Origin of the sequence: Pseudochryseolinea flava, assembly GCF_003286915.1 — a bacterium.
In the GTDB taxonomy this organism is placed as follows: Bacteria; Bacteroidota; Bacteroidia; order Cytophagales; family Cyclobacteriaceae; genus Ohtaekwangia; species Ohtaekwangia flava.
The window spans coordinates 1-17,456 of sequence record NZ_QMFY01000019.1 but is presented as its reverse complement, the minus strand read 5'-3'; the positions used below and the strand labels follow the sequence as shown (position 1 = coordinate 17,456).

Annotated in this window: 14 protein-coding genes; 10 read left to right on the top strand and 4 right to left on the bottom strand. The window is 42.8% G+C overall.

What is annotated here, in order from left to right:
- Window positions 1–29: 29 nt before the first annotated feature.
- From DQQ10_RS24315 to DQQ10_RS24285, 6 genes are all read left to right on the top strand, one after another.
- Window positions 30–1,280, top strand: a complete 1,251-nt coding sequence (locus DQQ10_RS24315) for a competence/damage-inducible protein A (RefSeq protein WP_112749547.1) — start codon at window positions 30–32, stop codon at window positions 1,278–1,280.
- 419 nt (window positions 1,281–1,699) lie between these two features.
- Complete coding sequence (locus tag DQQ10_RS24310; protein WP_112749546.1) at window positions 1,700–3,004, top strand: dihydrolipoamide acetyltransferase family protein; 1,305 nt, start codon at window positions 1,700–1,702, stop codon at window positions 3,002–3,004.
- A gap of 111 nt (window positions 3,005–3,115) precedes the next feature.
- Entirely contained in the window at window positions 3,116–3,736 is a 621-nt protein-coding gene (locus DQQ10_RS24305; RefSeq protein WP_112749545.1) for a ParA family protein, read from the top strand.
- Entirely contained in the window at window positions 3,733–4,161 is a 429-nt protein-coding gene (locus DQQ10_RS24300; protein ID WP_112749544.1) for a hypothetical protein, read from the top strand. The genes DQQ10_RS24305 and DQQ10_RS24300 overlap by 4 nt, the downstream gene beginning before the upstream one ends.
- A gap of 112 nt (window positions 4,162–4,273) precedes the next feature.
- Entirely contained in the window at window positions 4,274–5,419 is a 1,146-nt protein-coding gene (locus tag DQQ10_RS24295) for a cystathionine gamma-synthase (protein ID WP_112749543.1), read from the top strand.
- 513 nt (window positions 5,420–5,932) lie between these two features.
- Window positions 5,933–8,620, top strand: coding sequence for a hypothetical protein (locus DQQ10_RS24285; RefSeq protein WP_133259752.1), 2,688 nt, complete (start codon window positions 5,933–5,935; stop codon window positions 8,618–8,620).
- A 5-nt stretch (window positions 8,621–8,625) separates the two neighbouring features.
- On the opposite strand, the gene bioA is transcribed toward DQQ10_RS24285, so the two are convergent.
- From bioA to DQQ10_RS24265, 4 genes are read right to left on the bottom strand one after another with little or no spacing between them, the layout of a single operon-like run.
- A complete protein-coding gene (bioA, locus tag DQQ10_RS24280) occupies window positions 8,626–9,900 on the bottom strand; it encodes an adenosylmethionine--8-amino-7-oxononanoate transaminase (RefSeq protein WP_112749540.1) in 1,275 nt (424 codons plus the stop codon).
- Window positions 9,893–10,507 (bottom strand): dethiobiotin synthase, encoded by a 615-nt coding sequence (gene bioD / locus DQQ10_RS24275; RefSeq protein ID WP_112749539.1) that lies wholly within the window; start codon window positions 10,505–10,507, stop codon window positions 9,893–9,895. Before bioD ends, bioA begins: the two co-directional genes overlap by 8 nt.
- Before the next feature lie 22 nt (window positions 10,508–10,529).
- Entirely contained in the window at window positions 10,530–11,657 is a 1,128-nt protein-coding gene (locus DQQ10_RS24270; protein ID WP_112749538.1) for an aminotransferase class I/II-fold pyridoxal phosphate-dependent enzyme, read from the bottom strand.
- A gap of 11 nt (window positions 11,658–11,668) precedes the next feature.
- Window positions 11,669–12,526 (bottom strand): SDR family oxidoreductase, encoded by an 858-nt coding sequence (locus DQQ10_RS24265; RefSeq protein WP_221409786.1) that lies wholly within the window; start codon window positions 12,524–12,526, stop codon window positions 11,669–11,671.
- 130 nt (window positions 12,527–12,656) lie between these two features.
- Here DQQ10_RS24265 and DQQ10_RS24260 point away from each other — a divergent pair, with 130 nt between their 5' ends.
- The 4 genes from DQQ10_RS24260 (at window position 12,657) to DQQ10_RS24245 (ending at window position 17,214) form a co-directional block, all read left to right on the top strand.
- Window positions 12,657–13,610 (top strand): OmpA family protein, encoded by a 954-nt coding sequence (locus tag DQQ10_RS24260; RefSeq protein WP_112749537.1) that lies wholly within the window; start codon window positions 12,657–12,659, stop codon window positions 13,608–13,610.
- A 6-nt stretch (window positions 13,611–13,616) separates the two neighbouring features.
- The gene (locus DQQ10_RS24255; protein ID WP_112749536.1) at window positions 13,617–13,793 is read left to right on the top strand and encodes a PLDc N-terminal domain-containing protein; all 177 of its coding nucleotides are present in this window, start codon (window positions 13,617–13,619) and stop codon (window positions 13,791–13,793) included.
- Window positions 13,794–13,813: 20 nt separating this feature from the next.
- Window positions 13,814–15,076 (top strand): MFS transporter, encoded by a 1,263-nt coding sequence (locus DQQ10_RS24250; protein ID WP_112749535.1) that lies wholly within the window; start codon window positions 13,814–13,816, stop codon window positions 15,074–15,076.
- A 71-nt stretch (window positions 15,077–15,147) separates the two neighbouring features.
- Window positions 15,148–17,214, top strand: a complete 2,067-nt coding sequence (locus tag DQQ10_RS24245) for a tetratricopeptide repeat-containing sensor histidine kinase (protein WP_165824102.1) — start codon at window positions 15,148–15,150, stop codon at window positions 17,212–17,214.
- The last annotated feature ends 242 nt before the right edge of the window (window positions 17,215–17,456 follow it).

The following is a 17,456-nucleotide window of genomic DNA, read 5'->3' as shown; positions in this document are numbered from 1 at the left end:
GAAAGCATCAAACATTTTTTATACTTTTTATGAGGAACGTCGTAGCAGAACTACTTACCATCGGCGATGAGATCTTATTCGGTCAAATCGTGGATACCAATTCACAATGGATGAGCGTGGCTTTAAGCAATGCTGGTATTAAAGTAATCCGCAAAACCTCGGTAGGCGATGTTGAATCTGAAATCTTAACGGCGCTTGCTGAAGCAGAAAAAAGAGCTGATATCATACTCATAACCGGTGGTCTTGGACCAACCAACGACGATCTTACGAAGCCCTGTCTCGCGAAGTACTTTGATTGTGAGATCAAAATGCATGAAGAGGCGCTTGTTGAGGTTACAGAATTTTTCAAGAGCCGCGGACGGGAGCTTACAGAGATAAACCGTCAACAGGCCGCATTGCCAGTTTGCTGCGAGAAAGTCACGAATGCCATGGGAACGGCGCCGGGAATGTGGTTCAACAGAAATGGAAAAGTGTTTGTGTCCATGCCTGGTGTGCCGCATGAAATGAAAAAAATGATGACGGACATCGTCGTCCCCAAATTGATAAAGACATTTAATACGCCAGCGATCTTTCATCAACTTATCAGGACCGTAGGAATTGGTGAATCTTTCCTTGCCGAGAAAATTGCCGACTGGGAAAAATCTCTTCCTTCACACATTAAGCTCGCGTACCTGCCAAGTCTCGGTGAAGTAAAGTTACGCCTTACTGCTTTGGGTGAAAATCGGCAGACGTTATTAGAAGAGACACACAGTTTAATTGAAAAGCTTAAACCACTTGCTGGTGACTACATCTTTGGCTATGATGAAAATCCACTCGAGGTTGTGATGGGACAGAAGCTCACCGAAAAAAAACTCACCGTTGCTGTTGCCGAAAGTTGTACGGGTGGGTATCTCTCACACTTGTTTACGAGTGTACCTGGAAGTTCTGCATATTATCTCGGCGGCATTATTCCCTACGATTACGAAATCAAAATGCGACAACTCGGTGTTAGACCAGAAACACTTGAAAAGCATGGTGCCGTAAGCGAGCCTACGATTATTGAAATGGCCAACCTCGTTCGCGCAAAATTCAAAACAGACATTGGTATAGCAACGAGCGGAATTGCCGGGCCCGGTGGCGCGACCCCGGAGAAACCTGTAGGTACGGTATGGATCGCGTACTCAGATAAGCATCAAACAGTCGCGCGTAAACTTCAACTGTCAAAAGACCGCATGATCAACATTCGGTTGGCATCTATAGCCACGTTGAATTTAATGCGCCAACATTTACCAGCCGATTAATCACACCACACGACTGTGTTGTAAAATATAGTTTACGATCATCGACATCGCGGATGATCCAACCATCGCGTGTTTTTCTGACCGTTAGCACCTTTCGATCTCTGGCAGCGTACTTAACATCTGCGTATCCAAAAGAAAGGTTCAGCAAGCCTCATACATACCGGGCGATGGTAACGGCTCGGATGCAGTATTGCATCCGAGAAATTCGGCGGTCAACCAATATGACTTGCGGGTGGTTGCGTCTATCCACCAACTGATTCGATTTATTATAGGCTAGATTCATGTGTTACGTTTTTCCATAATTTTTATTCTGATATTTTGCGGTTCTTCCAAATAGAATTGGTCTTGCCGATTTTCATTTTGAAGTAACCCGAAATACTAACTAACTTGGCAACGCTTTAAAACAAACGATTGAAATCATGGCAGACGTAGAACTCATCATGCCTAAGATGGGCGAAAGTATAATGGAAGCTACGATCCTTTCCTGGCTCAAAAAGCCTGGCGACAAGATCGAGCAAGATGAATCTGTGCTGGAAGTTGCCACCGATAAGGTCGACACCGAAGTTCCGTCAACACATGCTGGTGTGTTGAAAGAGGTACTCGCCAAAGTGGGCGATGTCATTAAAGTAGGTAGCCCGATTGCTATTATTAGTACCGACGGCGCTGTTAACAAACCTGTTGCTACGCCTGCCACTACTACACAAAAAAATACAGAACCGGTTCAACAAGAATTGGCCCTGTCTCACGTGAATGGTTCGTCAAACACCGAAGACTATAAATCGAGTAACCGTTTTTATTCGCCTTTAGTAAAAAACATCGCAAAGGAAGAAAACATTTCCGTTGCAGAACTTGAGACGATTGGCGGTACTGGAGCTGAAGGGCGCGTTACGAAAAAAGATATCCTTGATTTTGTTCAGAATAGAAAGCTGGGTGTTGCGATCAAAACAACTCAGGCGACTACGTCAACTTCTTCTGCATCCGCAGCAGCACCGAAAGTGAATGTGTCGATCAGCGCTGGCGATGAGATCATCGAGATGGATCGCATGCGTAAAATGATCGCCGAGCGCATGGTAGATTCGAAACGAATTTCTCCACACGTCACATCTTTCGTTGAAGCCGACGTGACCAACATCGTGTTCTGGCGGAACAGAGTAAAAAATGAATTCCAGAAACGCGATGGTGATGCGCTTACCTTTACACCGATCTTTATTGAAGCTGTTGTAAGAGCTATCCAAGATTTTCCGATGATCAACGTTCAGGTTGATGGCGACAAGATTATCAAGAAGAAGGACATCAACATTGGTATGGCCGTAGCGCTACCTTCAGGGAACTTGATCGTACCGGTAATTAAGAAAGCTGACCAATATAGTATCGCTGGCCTGGCGAAGATTGTAAATGATTTTGCCAAACGCGCGCGTGATAATAAACTCAAACCAGATGATTTGGCTGGTGGAACTTTTACAGTTTCAAACGTAGGCTCATTCGGCAACGTGATGGGTACGCCGATCATCATGCAGCCGCAAGTAGGTATCCTTGCCCTTGGTGCGGTTCAAAAAAAACCGTCTGTGCTTGAAACACCTTATGGTGATGTCATTGCCATCCGTCATAAAATGTTTCTTTCCCATTCTTATGATCACCGCGTAGTCGATGGCGCGTTGGGTGGAAGTTTGGTAAGGCGTGTAGCCGATTATCTTGAGAAATTTGATGTCAACAGAAGCATTTGATAAAAAAGGGGACTAACAATCCCCTTTTTCATTTATCGTGTGATTAAAGACATTCGATACAACATCCATCTAAGTTGATTTTCTGGTGGTTGTTCTTAATTTTATAGGAATATGTCGAAGATAATCTCCTTCATTAGTCGTAAAGGTGGTACAGGAAAAACAACCAACGCCATCAACCTTGCAACAACATTGACCACCATGGGCAAGCGTGTTTTACTTGTGGAAACGGATGAGAACTACACTCTTCATACGCTTCGAAAAATGGAGCAGTTCAAAGCAAAAGACGTCACTGGCTTTGAAATTCTAGGATCCAAAGACCATGACGTAGCGGATGAATTGGTCAAATTGAAAGAGAATAAAAAAATAGATTTCATCATCGTTGATAGCGCCGGGAAAACCACAGATGAAGGAATAAAAAAACTATGTCTCGCGAGCGACGCCGTGGTTGTTCCCACAAGCTTGACGCAAAATGATCTGTTGGTAACGTACCAAACCGTCACGGATCTTGCTCCTGCCCGCGACCTTAATCCAAAACTGAAGATCATTGTTCTTCCTAATCGTATTCACAGTCAAACCAATGTTTATACGGTACGCGAAAGTTTGAAGAATCTCGACGCGATTATTCTACCAGTGATCGTTCCGCAAAAAAATCTTTTCGTAAATTTCAGTACGTTGGAAGCTGAGAAAGAATATCAGCCGATCGCACAAGCTATTTTGCAATACCTCGCATGAGTAAGAAGAAGAACACCTTAAAAGATCTCGACGAATTCTTGAAGCAACAAGCGGCAACAATCGTTCCGCCAACGCCGCTCAGCGAAAAAGTTGAAAAACAGAAACCGACATCGGAGCAAGAAAAGCCGGTGATTGAACCGAAAGAAGTTGTTGCTGAAATTACCGAAGCTGCCGCTGCATCAGTAGCAAAGCAGCCAACGCAAGAGCTCTCACTCGAAAAAATCCTCGAAGACCTCGAAACGCTTGCGCAAAAAGAAGGCACTAGTTTCCGCAAAAAAGTTTACGACCTTGTTCTACAAGCAGCCGATAGCGAAGAAGGTGTATCGCAAGCTGAAGACAAAGTACTTATCAATACTATTCTCTATCTCAAGAACGGCTCACGTTGGAAGGATGCTATACGCGACTACTGGCGCGCGAAAGGCTGAATTGATTCAGTCGCAAGCTTAACACGCTAACCACCTCTATTGCTTCTTGCATTGCTTTGGAGCTTTGCGCTTTCTGCTTTAAACTTTAATTTGCTCCCTTAAATCACGACATATGAAATTTGGAACGAAGGCTGTCCATGCCGGTGTTGAACCGGACCCATCGACAGGTGCGATCATGACTCCCATTTATCAGACTTCAACGTATGTTCAAGAGTCGCCAGCCAAACACAAGGGATATGCTTACGCCCGTGGTGCAAATCCTACAAGAAACGCTTTACAAAAAAGTATCGCAGCCCTCGAAAACGGAAAATTTGCATTATGTTTTTCATCAGGGATGGGCGCAACAGATGCCGTCATAAAATTGCTCAACCCCGGTGACGAAGTGATTACCAGCAACGATCTTTACGGTGGTTCTTATCGCATGTTTCGTCGTGTCTTCGAAAAGTACGGGATCAAATTCCACTTCATTGATTTAACAGACGTCAACAACGCAAAATCATATATCAACGATAAAACAAAATTATTTTGGATTGAAACACCCACGAATCCATTAATGAATATCGTCGATATTAAGGCTTGTGTCGACCTTGCAAAACAATGTAAGGCTTGGGTGGCCGTCGATAACACTTTCGCTTCACCATATTTACAAAATCCATTAGACCTTGGAGCAGACATCGTAATGCATTCTGTCACAAAGTATCTTGGCGGTCATTCTGATGTTGTGATGGGTGCATTGGTAATCAATGATGAAAAGCTCTATCAAGAATTAGCATTCATTCATAATTCCTGTGGCGCCGTTCCTGGACCACAAGATTCCTTTCTTGTGCTCAGGGGAATTAAGACGTTGCATTTGCGGATGGAAAGACATTGCCTCAACGGACGTAAAATAGCGGAGTATCTCAAGCAGCATCCGAAGATTGGAAAAGTATATTGGCCTGGTTTTTCAGATCACCCCAACCATGCTATCGCCAAGAAACAGATGCGCGATTTTGGAGGGATGTTATCGTTCACATTAAAAGGCGATAATCTTGACCAAGCTATCAAGTTGATGGAGTCAATGGAATTGTTTTCACTGGCTGAATCGCTTGGTGGTGTTGAGTCACTGATAAACCATCCAGCATCCATGACGCACGCCAGTATTCCAAAAGAAGAACGTCTGAAGAGCGGTTTGGTGGATTCACTAATCCGTCTAAGTATTGGTGTAGAAGATGGTGAAGACCTGATCGCTGACCTAGAGCGGGCCCTTGCTAAAGTCTGATAAAAAAAATGCCTTCCTGAAAATTCGGGAAGGCCAGCGAACCCCAACTATCGCTAACTAATTAGTACCCGGTCTTTGCTGATCATCTTGCTTATTTCTGCGCAAGCTTCTGCTAGCTTTATTTTGTTTGCGCTGTATGCGGGCACGTTCTTCGGTTGTCATTTCACCGTCGGCCTTAGCCCGGCGCTCCGTCCTTCTAATTCTTCGCTGGTCGCTTCTAGCTTTAACGGTTTCCCGACGCGTTAGCTCCCCACTTGCAGCACCGCTACGGATTCGTGCTCGTTGTACTTTCTGTCTTTGGTCGATTACCGGCGTCTCGGTACTTTGTGCCAACACCGTCATTGTGCATAGTAGCATGGCAATAGCCATTATCACCCTAATATTTTTCATGTTTCTAACATTTACGTCCCTTTGACTCGCTTCAGAACAGAAGGTTTAACCGTCGATGAAAGAATATTTCCCCAGCAAAATTATATTTACCTTTTATTTGGTGAATACTATTAATCCAATAGCGTGAAAAGACTTCCCCTGTTACTTACTTTAGGCCTGGTAGCACTCGCTGCTGGGAGCTTTTTCCTTTATGAGTACCTGATCAGAAGAGCCCCCATGTCACCGTGGGACCTTGTTCCGGCTTCATCTGTGTTTGTCTATGAGACTAACGACTGCAAATCGTGTGTAGAACAACTCCAGCAAACTTCGATGTGGTCGATACTACGCAAAGCTGCCTTTTACGAGAAGCCAGCGGATTCATTGTCTACAATATTCGACGTTCTGAATGCGAATCGTACGGGAAAATTAATCTCTGCGCACACTACTCGTAAAGACGACTTTGATTTCATTTTTTACATACCCGCAGGAAAATCAGCCGCTGTTCCGGAAGCTTGGAGTAAGTTAAAAGTATCCGAACGCGAATTCAATGGTATTAAGATCTATGAGCTTTCGCTTCACAAACAAATATTTTCATGGTCATTGATAGATCAGGTGTGGGTAGGAAGTTTTACGCCATTCTTAATTGAAGATGTAATCAGAACATATGCAGCGGACGATGGCTCTCCATTCAAAAACGATATTGCCGCTGCTTATCAACTCGCGCCAGTTAAATCGGATGCCGGCAATCTTTATGTGAACATCAAAAAATTTGGACAGTGGCTAAGCTCGTTTACGACAGAATCTCCGGACCTTATCAAATACCTTGGCCAATCTTCGTTGTTAGACATCAAGAGTACACCTGAAAGCCTTGTCTTGAACGGACTCAGCTTGGATAGCGCTGACCAACGATTCCTGTTGTCCATCTTTACCAATCAAGTTCCGGTTCCTTTCAATTTGAAGACAGTTGTGTCAAATAGGTCGGTGATGTTCATGAGTTATGGTATCAGTGATGGTACAAAATTCGGCGATGCACTTCAGAAATTCGCGGCGCGTAAAAAGCCAAAGTTTAAAGATTCCATTGCCTATGTGAATAACATGACTGGCGTGAAAGTAGAGAACCTCTACAGCAGTATAGGAAAGGAGATTGGCGTATGTTTTCTTGAATCGAAAGACGAAACATTGTCGAAGGTTCTTTTGCTCGAAACATCGAACGGCGATCAATGGATACAGTCACTTAACACGATCGCAGAAAAAACGAGTGTCGATACGATCTTTGCGGAAACATATTCAGACTACGAAATCAGGGAAGTACCTGTGGTTAATTTTGCAGAGAAAATCCTTTGGCCATTGGTCACAGATTTCCCAAACTGTTTTTACACACGCACGGGCAATATCATTGTGATGGCCCAAAATCTTGATGAGCTAAAAGAATTCCTTGATGACATCGACCAAGAAAATACATGGGGTAAATCGGTGGCTCAAAACAAATTCTTAGAATCTACTTTACTTGAAGCCAACATCAGCTTGTATTTGAACACGCCGATGGCTTGGAATATTTTAACGCACTCACTTCATCCGAAGTGGGCACGGTTTGTAAAAGAACATCAAGAGTCGCTCGATGCACTCGGTATGGGTGCTGTACAACTAAGCCACTTGAACAATAGCTACTACACAAACGCGATTTGGTCTTTTGATGAATCAGCAAGCGCAGCAGTCACAAACGATAAGAATGATAAAAAAGACAATAAAGACCGTAATAAAACAAACAAGTACCTCACAAACTTCAGTGAGAGTATCTCGAGATTTTTTGTCGTGCAAAATCACAGCACAAAGAAAGATGATGTGTTCATTCAAGATTCTAGCAATACGGTAAGCCTCGTTGGCGATGATGGAAAAGTTCTATGGAGTGTTGACGTAAACAAGCCTATTCAAGGTGACATTTCACAAATCGATTATTTCAACAACGGCAAACTACAAGTTCTTTTTGCCACAGCCGGCCAATTACATCTGATTGACAGGCTGGGGAATTATGTAAGCCCATTCCCGCTCACGATAAAAGAAAATGATCCGGATTTTTTAAGTATTGTCGATTATGACCACAGTAAAAAATATAGGTTTTTAATCTCAGGCAAATCCGGAAAATTATGGATGCATGATAAAGGGGGAGAAAACCTGGAGGGTTGGCAACCTAAAGCGGTCGGTGGAAAATTATCGACAGCAGCACACCACCACAGAATTCGCGGAAAAGATTATTTGATTGCCGTTCGTGAAGATGGAACTGCGCTGTTAATGAATAGACGGGGTGAAACACTAAAAAACTTCCCGTTGAATCTCGATGCACGATTCAGTGGCGACTATTATTTGGAAACCGGAAATTCCACCGCGACAACAAGCTTCGTTGTCGTATCACGTGACGGTTTACGCATCAAGTTTAATCTAGAAGGAAAAATCTTGAGTCGTGAATCGTTAATTAAGACTTCACCTGATGCAGTGTTCAAGCTTATTCGCGATAAAAACGATCGCAATTATGTTATCGTCCGTCAAGATTCTCGACGTCTCACGGTGCTTGATGAGAATCTTCACGAAGTTTTATCAGCCGATTTTATTGGCAACAACGCCGTAGACGTTAAGCTCTACACATTTGGCGGAGGTAAAGAATACATCACCTTAACGGACAAGACGCAAGACCTTTCTTTTGTCTATGATACGAAGGGAAATTTGTTAACCAATGTTCCAATTGAGAGCCGATCGATTATTGTGCGTCCATCGAGAACAGACAAACCAAAAGTGTTCGCGATTGAAGGAAAATCGCTATCGATTATGCCTTTGTAGAATGGTCAGATCGCAGACAAAAATTCACGAATAACATCGTAGGTTCGATCAAGTGCTTGTTTTGACATTACATAAGGAGGCAATACATAAATTGTATTTCCCAGGGGACGCAACAACACGTCACGTTCGATAAAGAAATCGTATATCTTTTTGCGAATTGGATTGGCATAGCTTGAACCATCAACACTTTTCAGTTCGATTGCGAGGATGGTTCCCAATGACCGCACTTCGTAAATCGCAGGATGTGTCGCGACGCTAGCCTTGAATGCTTCATGACTTTCGGTGATGAATTGTATGGCCTGCCGACAGGACTCACTTGTTAGCAGCTGAAAACTTGCATTGGCCGCAGCACAAGCAAGAGGATTAGCGGTATAGGAATGACCATGAAAAAATGTTTTCATGAAATCATCCGTTTCGAAAGGTGAAAGGATTTCTTCAGAACAACTGGTTACCCCTAATGGCATTGCTCCTCCGGTGATCCCTTTCGACACCGCCATTATATCCGGTAGCTGACTACCGTGAAGTGATGCGAATAATTTTCCCGTTCTCCCAAAGCCCGTAAATACTTCGTCCGCGATACAAATTACCTTACGCGCTTTTGCTTCCTTGATGAGTTCATCGAGTAATTCCGACGAATACATACGCATGCCTGCAGCGCCTTGTACTAGCGGCTCGTAAATAAAAATACCGGCTGCGGAATCATCAATCAGTTTTTTGAATTGCTTTAACACCGCTGCCTCTGTTCCTTTCGTCGGGTAAGGAATAAAATGAACATCAAAAAGACGACTTTGAAATGGTGCCGTGAACATGCCACGTTCACCAACGGACATCGATCCAAAAGTATCACCGTGATAGGCTCCGTCGATCGCAATGATATTAATTTTTCTGTGCCGCAGGTTGTACCAGTATTGTAGCGCCATCTTAATAGCAACCTCAACAGCGGTGCTGCCATTATCAGAAAAGAAAATTTTTTTCTGATTCGATGGAAGAATCGATAGGAGATTTTTTGAAAGCTCTATTGCTGGGGGATGGGTAAAGCCTGCGAAAATCACATGTTCTAAAGTAGTGGCCTGCTTAGCAATGGCTGCCGCAATCACGGCATTAGAATGACCGTGTAAATTCACCCACCAAGAAGAAACGGCATCAATAATTTTCCGTCCACTAGGCGTATACAAATATTCTGCTTCAGCACGTTCGACAAGAATTGGATCAGGCGCACCGATAAGTGGCGTGAACGGATGCCATATGTTCTTTTTATCTTCCGCTTGAAAATCAATCATTCCAATGGGCAATCAATGTTTTAGCATACTGCTTTACAATTCCCGGATGAATGTGTCGCTCTTGATCGATGCGTAAAATACATTTCAGGCCCGACTTAAGTAGTATGATCCTTTCGCTCTCAGGATTTGATTCGCCATTAAAGATAATTCCTTTCACTTTAATATTTCTGTTTTGCAAAGCTTCAACAGTGAGTAAAGTGTGATTGATACTTCCTAAATAAAGATCGGCTACGAGTACTACTTGCGCATCGAAAATTTTCACCAAGTCGATAACGACGTCTTTATCATTTAACGGTACTAGACATCCACCCGCACCTTCAATCACAAGATTTTTATTTTTACTGGAAGGTAGTTTAAACTCATTAAGTTGAATCGTAATACCCTCCTTCTTGGCAGAGGCATGCGGAGATGCTGGTGCCTTAAGCAGATATGTCTCTGGATATATTTCTGTTGTGGTATTTGTGATCAGATTCTTCACCGTTTGATTATCGCGAGGCAACCCTGCTTGTACGGGTTTCCAATAGTCCGCTTCGAGTGCTTCACAAAGTATTGCTGAGGCCAATGTCTTTCCGCTGTCGGTATCAATCCCTGTTACAAAATAATTCATGACGGAAAGTTAATGGAATAATTTACACCAGGCCATTCATGGACTTTAATAATGAAGCCAGCGCCACGATATCATCATCGGTGTTAAAAGTATGGAGACATATACGAAGACGCTCAGCGTTTACCGGTACCGTTGGCGAGAGAATCGGACGAACGTCGAAGTTTTGCGCTTGAACTTTCTGAGCTGCTCTCTTTACATTTTCATTGCCAGGATAAAGTGCAGTTTGTATCGGACTTTTACTGTCTGTCCGGTTGTCGACGCTTGCAACTTGTTCGCAAAAAAGATTGATTTTATTTCGTAATGCATCTTGCAATGCGATATTTTTCGAGAGAAAATCGAAGGCACATTCGATGGCGACGACACTGTGTGGCGGCAATGCTGTTGTGTAAATAAACGGGCGCGAAAAATTAATGAGATAGTCGATCAACAATTGAGATCCTACGACAACAGCGCCGTGAATTCCCATGGCTTTTCCGAAAGTATAAACACGTGCTGCAAATTGTTCGTGAACACCAATCGATACACTTAACCCGTTGCCACTTTCTCCCACAATGCCGGTGCTATGAGCCTCGTCAATAATTAGCGAAGCACCGTATCCGTTTGCCAAAGTTGTTAATTGAATCAATGGACATTCATCGCCATCCATTGAATAAATCGATTCCACGACAACAAAGACTCGCCCTTTAGCTCTTCTTATTTTCTGTTCAAGATCGTCGAGATCGTTGTGCCGAAAACTAAAGCGACTTGCCAAACTTAATCGTGCACCATCCTTGATGCACGCGTGAGATAATTCGTCGTAAAGTATTGTATCGCCGCGTTGTGGAAGTGATGAAAGCACCGCAAGGTTCGCAGCGTATCCGGAGTTAAATATCAGTGCGGCTTCGGCTTTAAATATTCTTGCGAGTTTCCGTTCAACAGTTTGAGTGTATGCATCGTTTCCCGACAGCAGCCGTGAACCTGTAGCGCCATTCGAATGGACGCCAAGATCTCTCATTCGTAGCACGATCTGCCTTGAAAGCTCTTCGGACCTTGCCAGACCGAGATAATCATTCGACGTAAAATCAATGAGCCCCTCCGAAACCGTGAGCTTTCGCAAAAGAAGATTCTCCTTCCTTTCGTTTATTTTTTTTTCAAACCAAGACTGTAACACGCTACCGATCGTTACTTACCTCTAGATTTTTCCAGCATATCCCACATGTGTTCTGGAATATGTTCGAGATCACTAAACTCCCCACCACTTCGCAGCCATTCACCACCATCGATGGTAATAACTTCACCGTTTACATAAGCACTATAATCCGACATCAAATAAGCAGCGAGGTTAGCAAGCTCCTGGTGTTCACCGACACGCTTCAATGGAACACGTTGCGCTGGATCAAATTTACTAGCTAACTCACCAGGAAGGAGTCTACTCCAAGCGCCCTCCGTCGGGAAAGGTCCAGGAGCGATGGCATTGCTTCTAATTTTATATTTCGCCCATTCAACGGCCAATGATCTCGTCAACGCCAACACGCCGGCTTTGCTGCAAGCAGATGGTACAACATAGCCAGATCCAGTCCAAGCATATGTCGTCACGATATTGAGAAACACACCAGGTTGTTTATTAGTGATCCAATGTTTACCAGCGGCAAGTGTTGTATAGTAAGTGCCTTTCAAAACAATATCAACGATAATATCGAAAGCACGGTGAGAAAGTCTTTCTGTAGGACTAATAAAATTTCCAGCTGCATTGTTGAGTACACCATGAATTGGTCCGAATGTCGACGCAGTCACCTTAATTACATTTTCAATCTCTTCATACTTACGCACATCACAGGCTACTGCCAATACCTTACCACCAGTTTCTTTCATCAATTCCTCGGCGGACTTGTCAAGTACATCTTTCTTTCTACTTGTAATAACAAGATTGGCGCCAAGTTCAAGAAAATATTTTCCCATAGATCGACCAAGTCCTGTTCCACCGCCAGTGATAATGATGGTTTTATCTTTTAGACTTCCAGGTTTCAACATGCCTTCCATATTAAATTGGTTAGTTTGATGTGGTCGCAATCTAACGTTTCAAACCATATATCCACAGGAAACAACCGTTTGATTACTGCTGAATGTTAATTTTTAATCCATAATATTGTAGGATTGTTAAACCCGAATTATGGCGCGATTACGATTAATCATTATTTTTTGCCCACTCCTGCTATTGTCATCTTGTATCGTAACCAAGAAAAAATACGATGACCTCCTTGCTCAAAAAGTAAGACTCGAAGCCGATCTGCAGGATAGAACCGCTCAGCTTGAAACATCAAATGCTTCAATCGACAGTTTACAAAAACTTTTGTCGACCCTTAAGAGCGACACGAGTGCACTGGGAAGTCAAAAACGTTTAAACAATGCACGGCTAGCAGCACTCGAAAAGGAGCATCAACAACTCAATAGCAATTATAAAAATCTGGTAAGTAATAGCGGAAAGCTGAATCGCGACTTATCAACACAGCAAGAACAACTTCTTGCCATACAACAAAGTCTTGAGAAGACCAGAAAAGAAAACGACTCATTGAGTGTTAGCCTTGCGGAAAGAGAGCGAAAAGTTCAAGAGCTAGAGCAAGTACTTGCTAATAAGGATAAAGTTGTGCAAGATCTAAAAAACCGGATTAGCAACGCATTGCTGAATTTTAAAGAAAACGACATCACGGTAAAGGTTAAGAATGGAAAAGTATATGTGTCACTTGCCGAGCAATTACTTTTTGGGTCAGGAAGTATTGAAGTTGATTCCAAAGGGGTAACGGCACTTCAGCAGCTAGCAAAAGCAGTCAAAGATCAAAAAGACATCAACATCATGGTGGAAGGTCATACCGACAATGTTCCGGTATCGAAGAAGTCGACATACATGCAGGACAATTGGGATCTAAGTGTGATGCGCGCTACGTCGATAACGAAGATTCTTACAAAAGCAGGTGTTTCGCCTACTCAGGTTACGGCTTCCGGCAAAGGAGAATTTATGCCGTTATCATTGAATGACACGCCTCAAAACAGACAGAAAAACAGAAGAACAGAAATTATCATCACACCAAATCTTGATGAACTGTTCAGAATTCTAGAATCAAACTAAAGCACTATGGGAAGGATCATTGGTTTATTGGTATTGGTTGTGATGATCGTCACAATCGTTGATATTGTTAATTCAAACCGAGATAGTGAAAAGAAAATTCTGTGGGTGTTGGCTGTTGTCTTCTTTCCGATACTCGGTGCGCTCGCGTGGCTTCTTGTGAGCCGAAATATTATTAAGTTATAACTCATCGACCATTGCTCTCCATGCAACGTGATGACCTAAAAAAATTATTCAGCCTGCCCGTTGTTGTGGCAGCACTCGGATATTTTGTCGATATCTACGATTTACTTCTTTTCGGCGTTGTCCGTGTAAAAAGCTTAAAAGCACTGGGAGTTCCTGATGAACAACTCTTCGAACAGGGAGAGTATCTTCTTCGCATACAAATGGCAGGATTACTCATTGGAGGTATTCTATGGGGCGTGATGGGCGATAAGCGAGGAAGACTATCAGTACTTTTTGGATCTATATTACTCTACTCGTTAGCAAATTTCGCCAATGGTTTTGTGCAGACTGTCGATCAATATGCTGTACTTAGATTAATCGCAGGTATTGGCTTAGCAGGCGAACTTGGTGCTGGCATCACGCTCGTATCAGAAACACTTCCCAAACACATTAGGGGCTACGGTACAACCGTGATTGCCTCCTTTGGAATTCTGGGCGCCGTACTGGCTTATTTTATTTCGGAGTGGCAAGATTGGCGCGTATGCTATTTCATCGGCGGTGGTATGGGACTGGCATTGTTGGTAACACGCGTGAGTGTTTTTGAATCCGGAATATTCTTAAAAGCAAAAACAAAAGACATTCAGCGCGGAAATTTCCTTCAACTATTTACAAACAAAACAAGATTGAGAAAACTTACGGGCTGCATCCTCATTGGACTACCCTTGTGGTATGTGATTGGTATTTTGATCACGTTTTCTCCAGAGTTTGCAAAAGCATTATCTATTGAAGAGCCGATTAAAGCAGGGAAAGCGATTATGATTAGTTACCTAGGACTTACTGTGGGAGACCTTGCCAGCGGAATTATCAGCCAACGACTGCACAATAGAAAAAAAGTTGTGGCGGCGTTTATCACATTCACGATGCTGCTGATTGTCCTCTATCTTTTTCTCCCTATCCGTACGAGTACATTCTTTTACGCCGTGTGTTTTATTCTCGGCATCGGCATCGGATACTGGGCACTCTTTGTGACTATTGCTGCAGAACAATTTGGAACGAACCTTCGAGCAACGGTCGCTACATCCGTTCCTAATTTTATACGCGGAACTGTGATACCATTAACCTTACTATTCAAATTTTTAAGAGACTTAATTAGCGGTTCATCCACGGATACGATGGCCACGAACAACGGGATCATTTACGGCGCACTAATCGTCGGCTTATTAACGATCGTTATTGCATATTTCTCTTTAACGCTCATTGATGAAACTTATGGTCGTGATCTGAATTTCGAAGAAGAGGTGTAAACCTTTCTGTGCTCCGGCCGTTTGGGAAATCGGTAGTTTATTCCAATCTTACTGTTAGAAAGATCGAACCCGTGAATCATAAGCCCCTTTTCATTTTCTTCATTTTTATTTGTTGGTCTTTCTCAGCTAAATCACAGAATCTCAAATTAATTGACAGCCTTAAGTCGCAGCTAAAAATTGCAAAGGGTGAAAAGAAATTTGAACTTCTCGATGATCTTGCCTGGGAATACCGGTGGGCTTTTCCCGATAGTACGATTTATTATGCAAATGAAGCGTACAAACTCGGCAATTCGCTTAAACTCAATAAGCTTGCTGAACCGTTAAACTTCATTGGCGTTGCGTACAATTATAAGGGTGACAATATCCTTTCATTTGAAAATTATCAGCGCGCCCTGCAAACATCCTTAGATCAGCAAGACTCACTTCAGATTGCCTATTCGAATAATAATTTAGGTCGTTTATTTTTCGAACAAGGGCTTCTCTCCAGAGCCTATGAGCATTTTGTTAAATGTCTCGCGATCTTCGATGCGTTGGGAGATTCGTCAGGACTTGCTTACACATATCAAAGCCTTGCTAACCTTTACAAATCACAAAAGGATTTCACGAAAGCCGAAAGCAATTATCTGAAGGCGTATACCATGCGTATCGGCCTTGGCAATACACGTGACATCATGTCTGCGCTTACGCAACTCGGGCGCCTATATCAAGAAATCGACCAAAACGACAAAGCAATTAAATATTTCCTCCTTGCCGATTCTGCCGGAAATGCAATTCGAGATCATATCAACCTTGCCGAGATCAAAACGTTTCTCGCTGAAAGTTACCTCAACAAGGGTCTGCTTAAGCAGGCTGAAGCAATGTGTGCTGAAGGACTTGACGCCATTACCAAGACAAACAATTTAAAGATTCTCCCACACGCGTATGTAACGATGGGGCAGATCAAAATGGAATCTGGCGATCTTGGCGCGGCGAAAAGATTTTTAGACTTGGGTATTGCAGTGGCTGCCAAAACAAGTGATCTCACTTCAAAAATGGAGGCGCACTATTGGTTATGGAAAATCATGATCAAGCAGAATAATAGAAGTGAAGGATTAAAAAATCACAATGAATATCTGATTTTAAAAGACTCCATTAAAGATTTGGATTTAACGCGACAGGTAGAGCGGCTTCAATTTGAAATTGAGATACAACGTAAGGAGCAAGAAAACAATCTATTAAAGGCAACCGAATCGGAAAATACATCGACCATCAAACAACAGAAACTCCAGAATATTATCCTATTTGTTGTTATCGGATTCATCAGTATTCTTGGCTATGCTCAATATCGCAACAGCAAAAAACGCCGAGAAAGCAATGAAAAACTTGCACAGCAAAATCAGTTCATTCAAAATCAACGCGCTGAAATAGTGCAGCAGAATGAAAAACTGTTTAGGAGAAATCAAGAGCTATCTGATTTGAACCATGAGAAAGATACGTTAATGAGTATTGTCGCCCATGACTTAAAATCACCATTAAACAGAATCAAGGGTATCATCAGTATTATGGAGGCGGAGCAGGGCTTGACCGAAGATCAGACTATGTACGTGAAACTGATGAATGATGCGACGCAATCAGGCTTAGATTTGATTAAAGATCTACTGGATGTACACATGCTAGAAGAGAATGTGGAACCCACACACAGCAAATTCGATATCAGTCAATTTTTATTTGAGAAAGTGGCGGCATTCAAACCTGCAGCGGAGGCTAAAAATATTCACTTACACATCACGCGAGTTGAAAGTGAAGAGATAACGCTTGATGCCGACTACCTCAATCGAATTCTTGACAACCTTCTCACCAACGCTATCAAGTTCTCGCCGAAAGATTCTGTCATTGATGTTTCAGGGGGCAAGAAAGAAGGGCAACTATGGATATCTATTAAAGATCAAGGTCCAGGCTTTTCAGACAAGGATAGACAATCACTCTTTCAAAAATTCAAGAAACTCAGTGCTCGTCCCACAGCCGGAGAAACTTCTAATGGATTGGGACTTGCAATCGTGAAGACTCTCGTGGATCGTTTAAAGGGCAAGATTGAATTGATCACTGCACAAGGAAAGGGGAGTGAATTTATCATCTGGTTTCCTATAGCAAGCCGCTAATCCTTCACTTGTATTATTCCGCACATATTGAATTAAGCTCAACATGGCTCTTCCAAGTCTATCGCTTTGATGACTTGAAATTTTTTCCCTTACGTTAGTAGGATTTATTCTCGCCTGAATATTTCGCTACCGTCTGACCCACCCTTTCGGTAATTACCTGACCCACCTATTTCGGAAATGGTTTGACCCAGGTATTTCGCTAATTATCTGACCCACCCGTTTCGGTAATCATTTGACCCGGG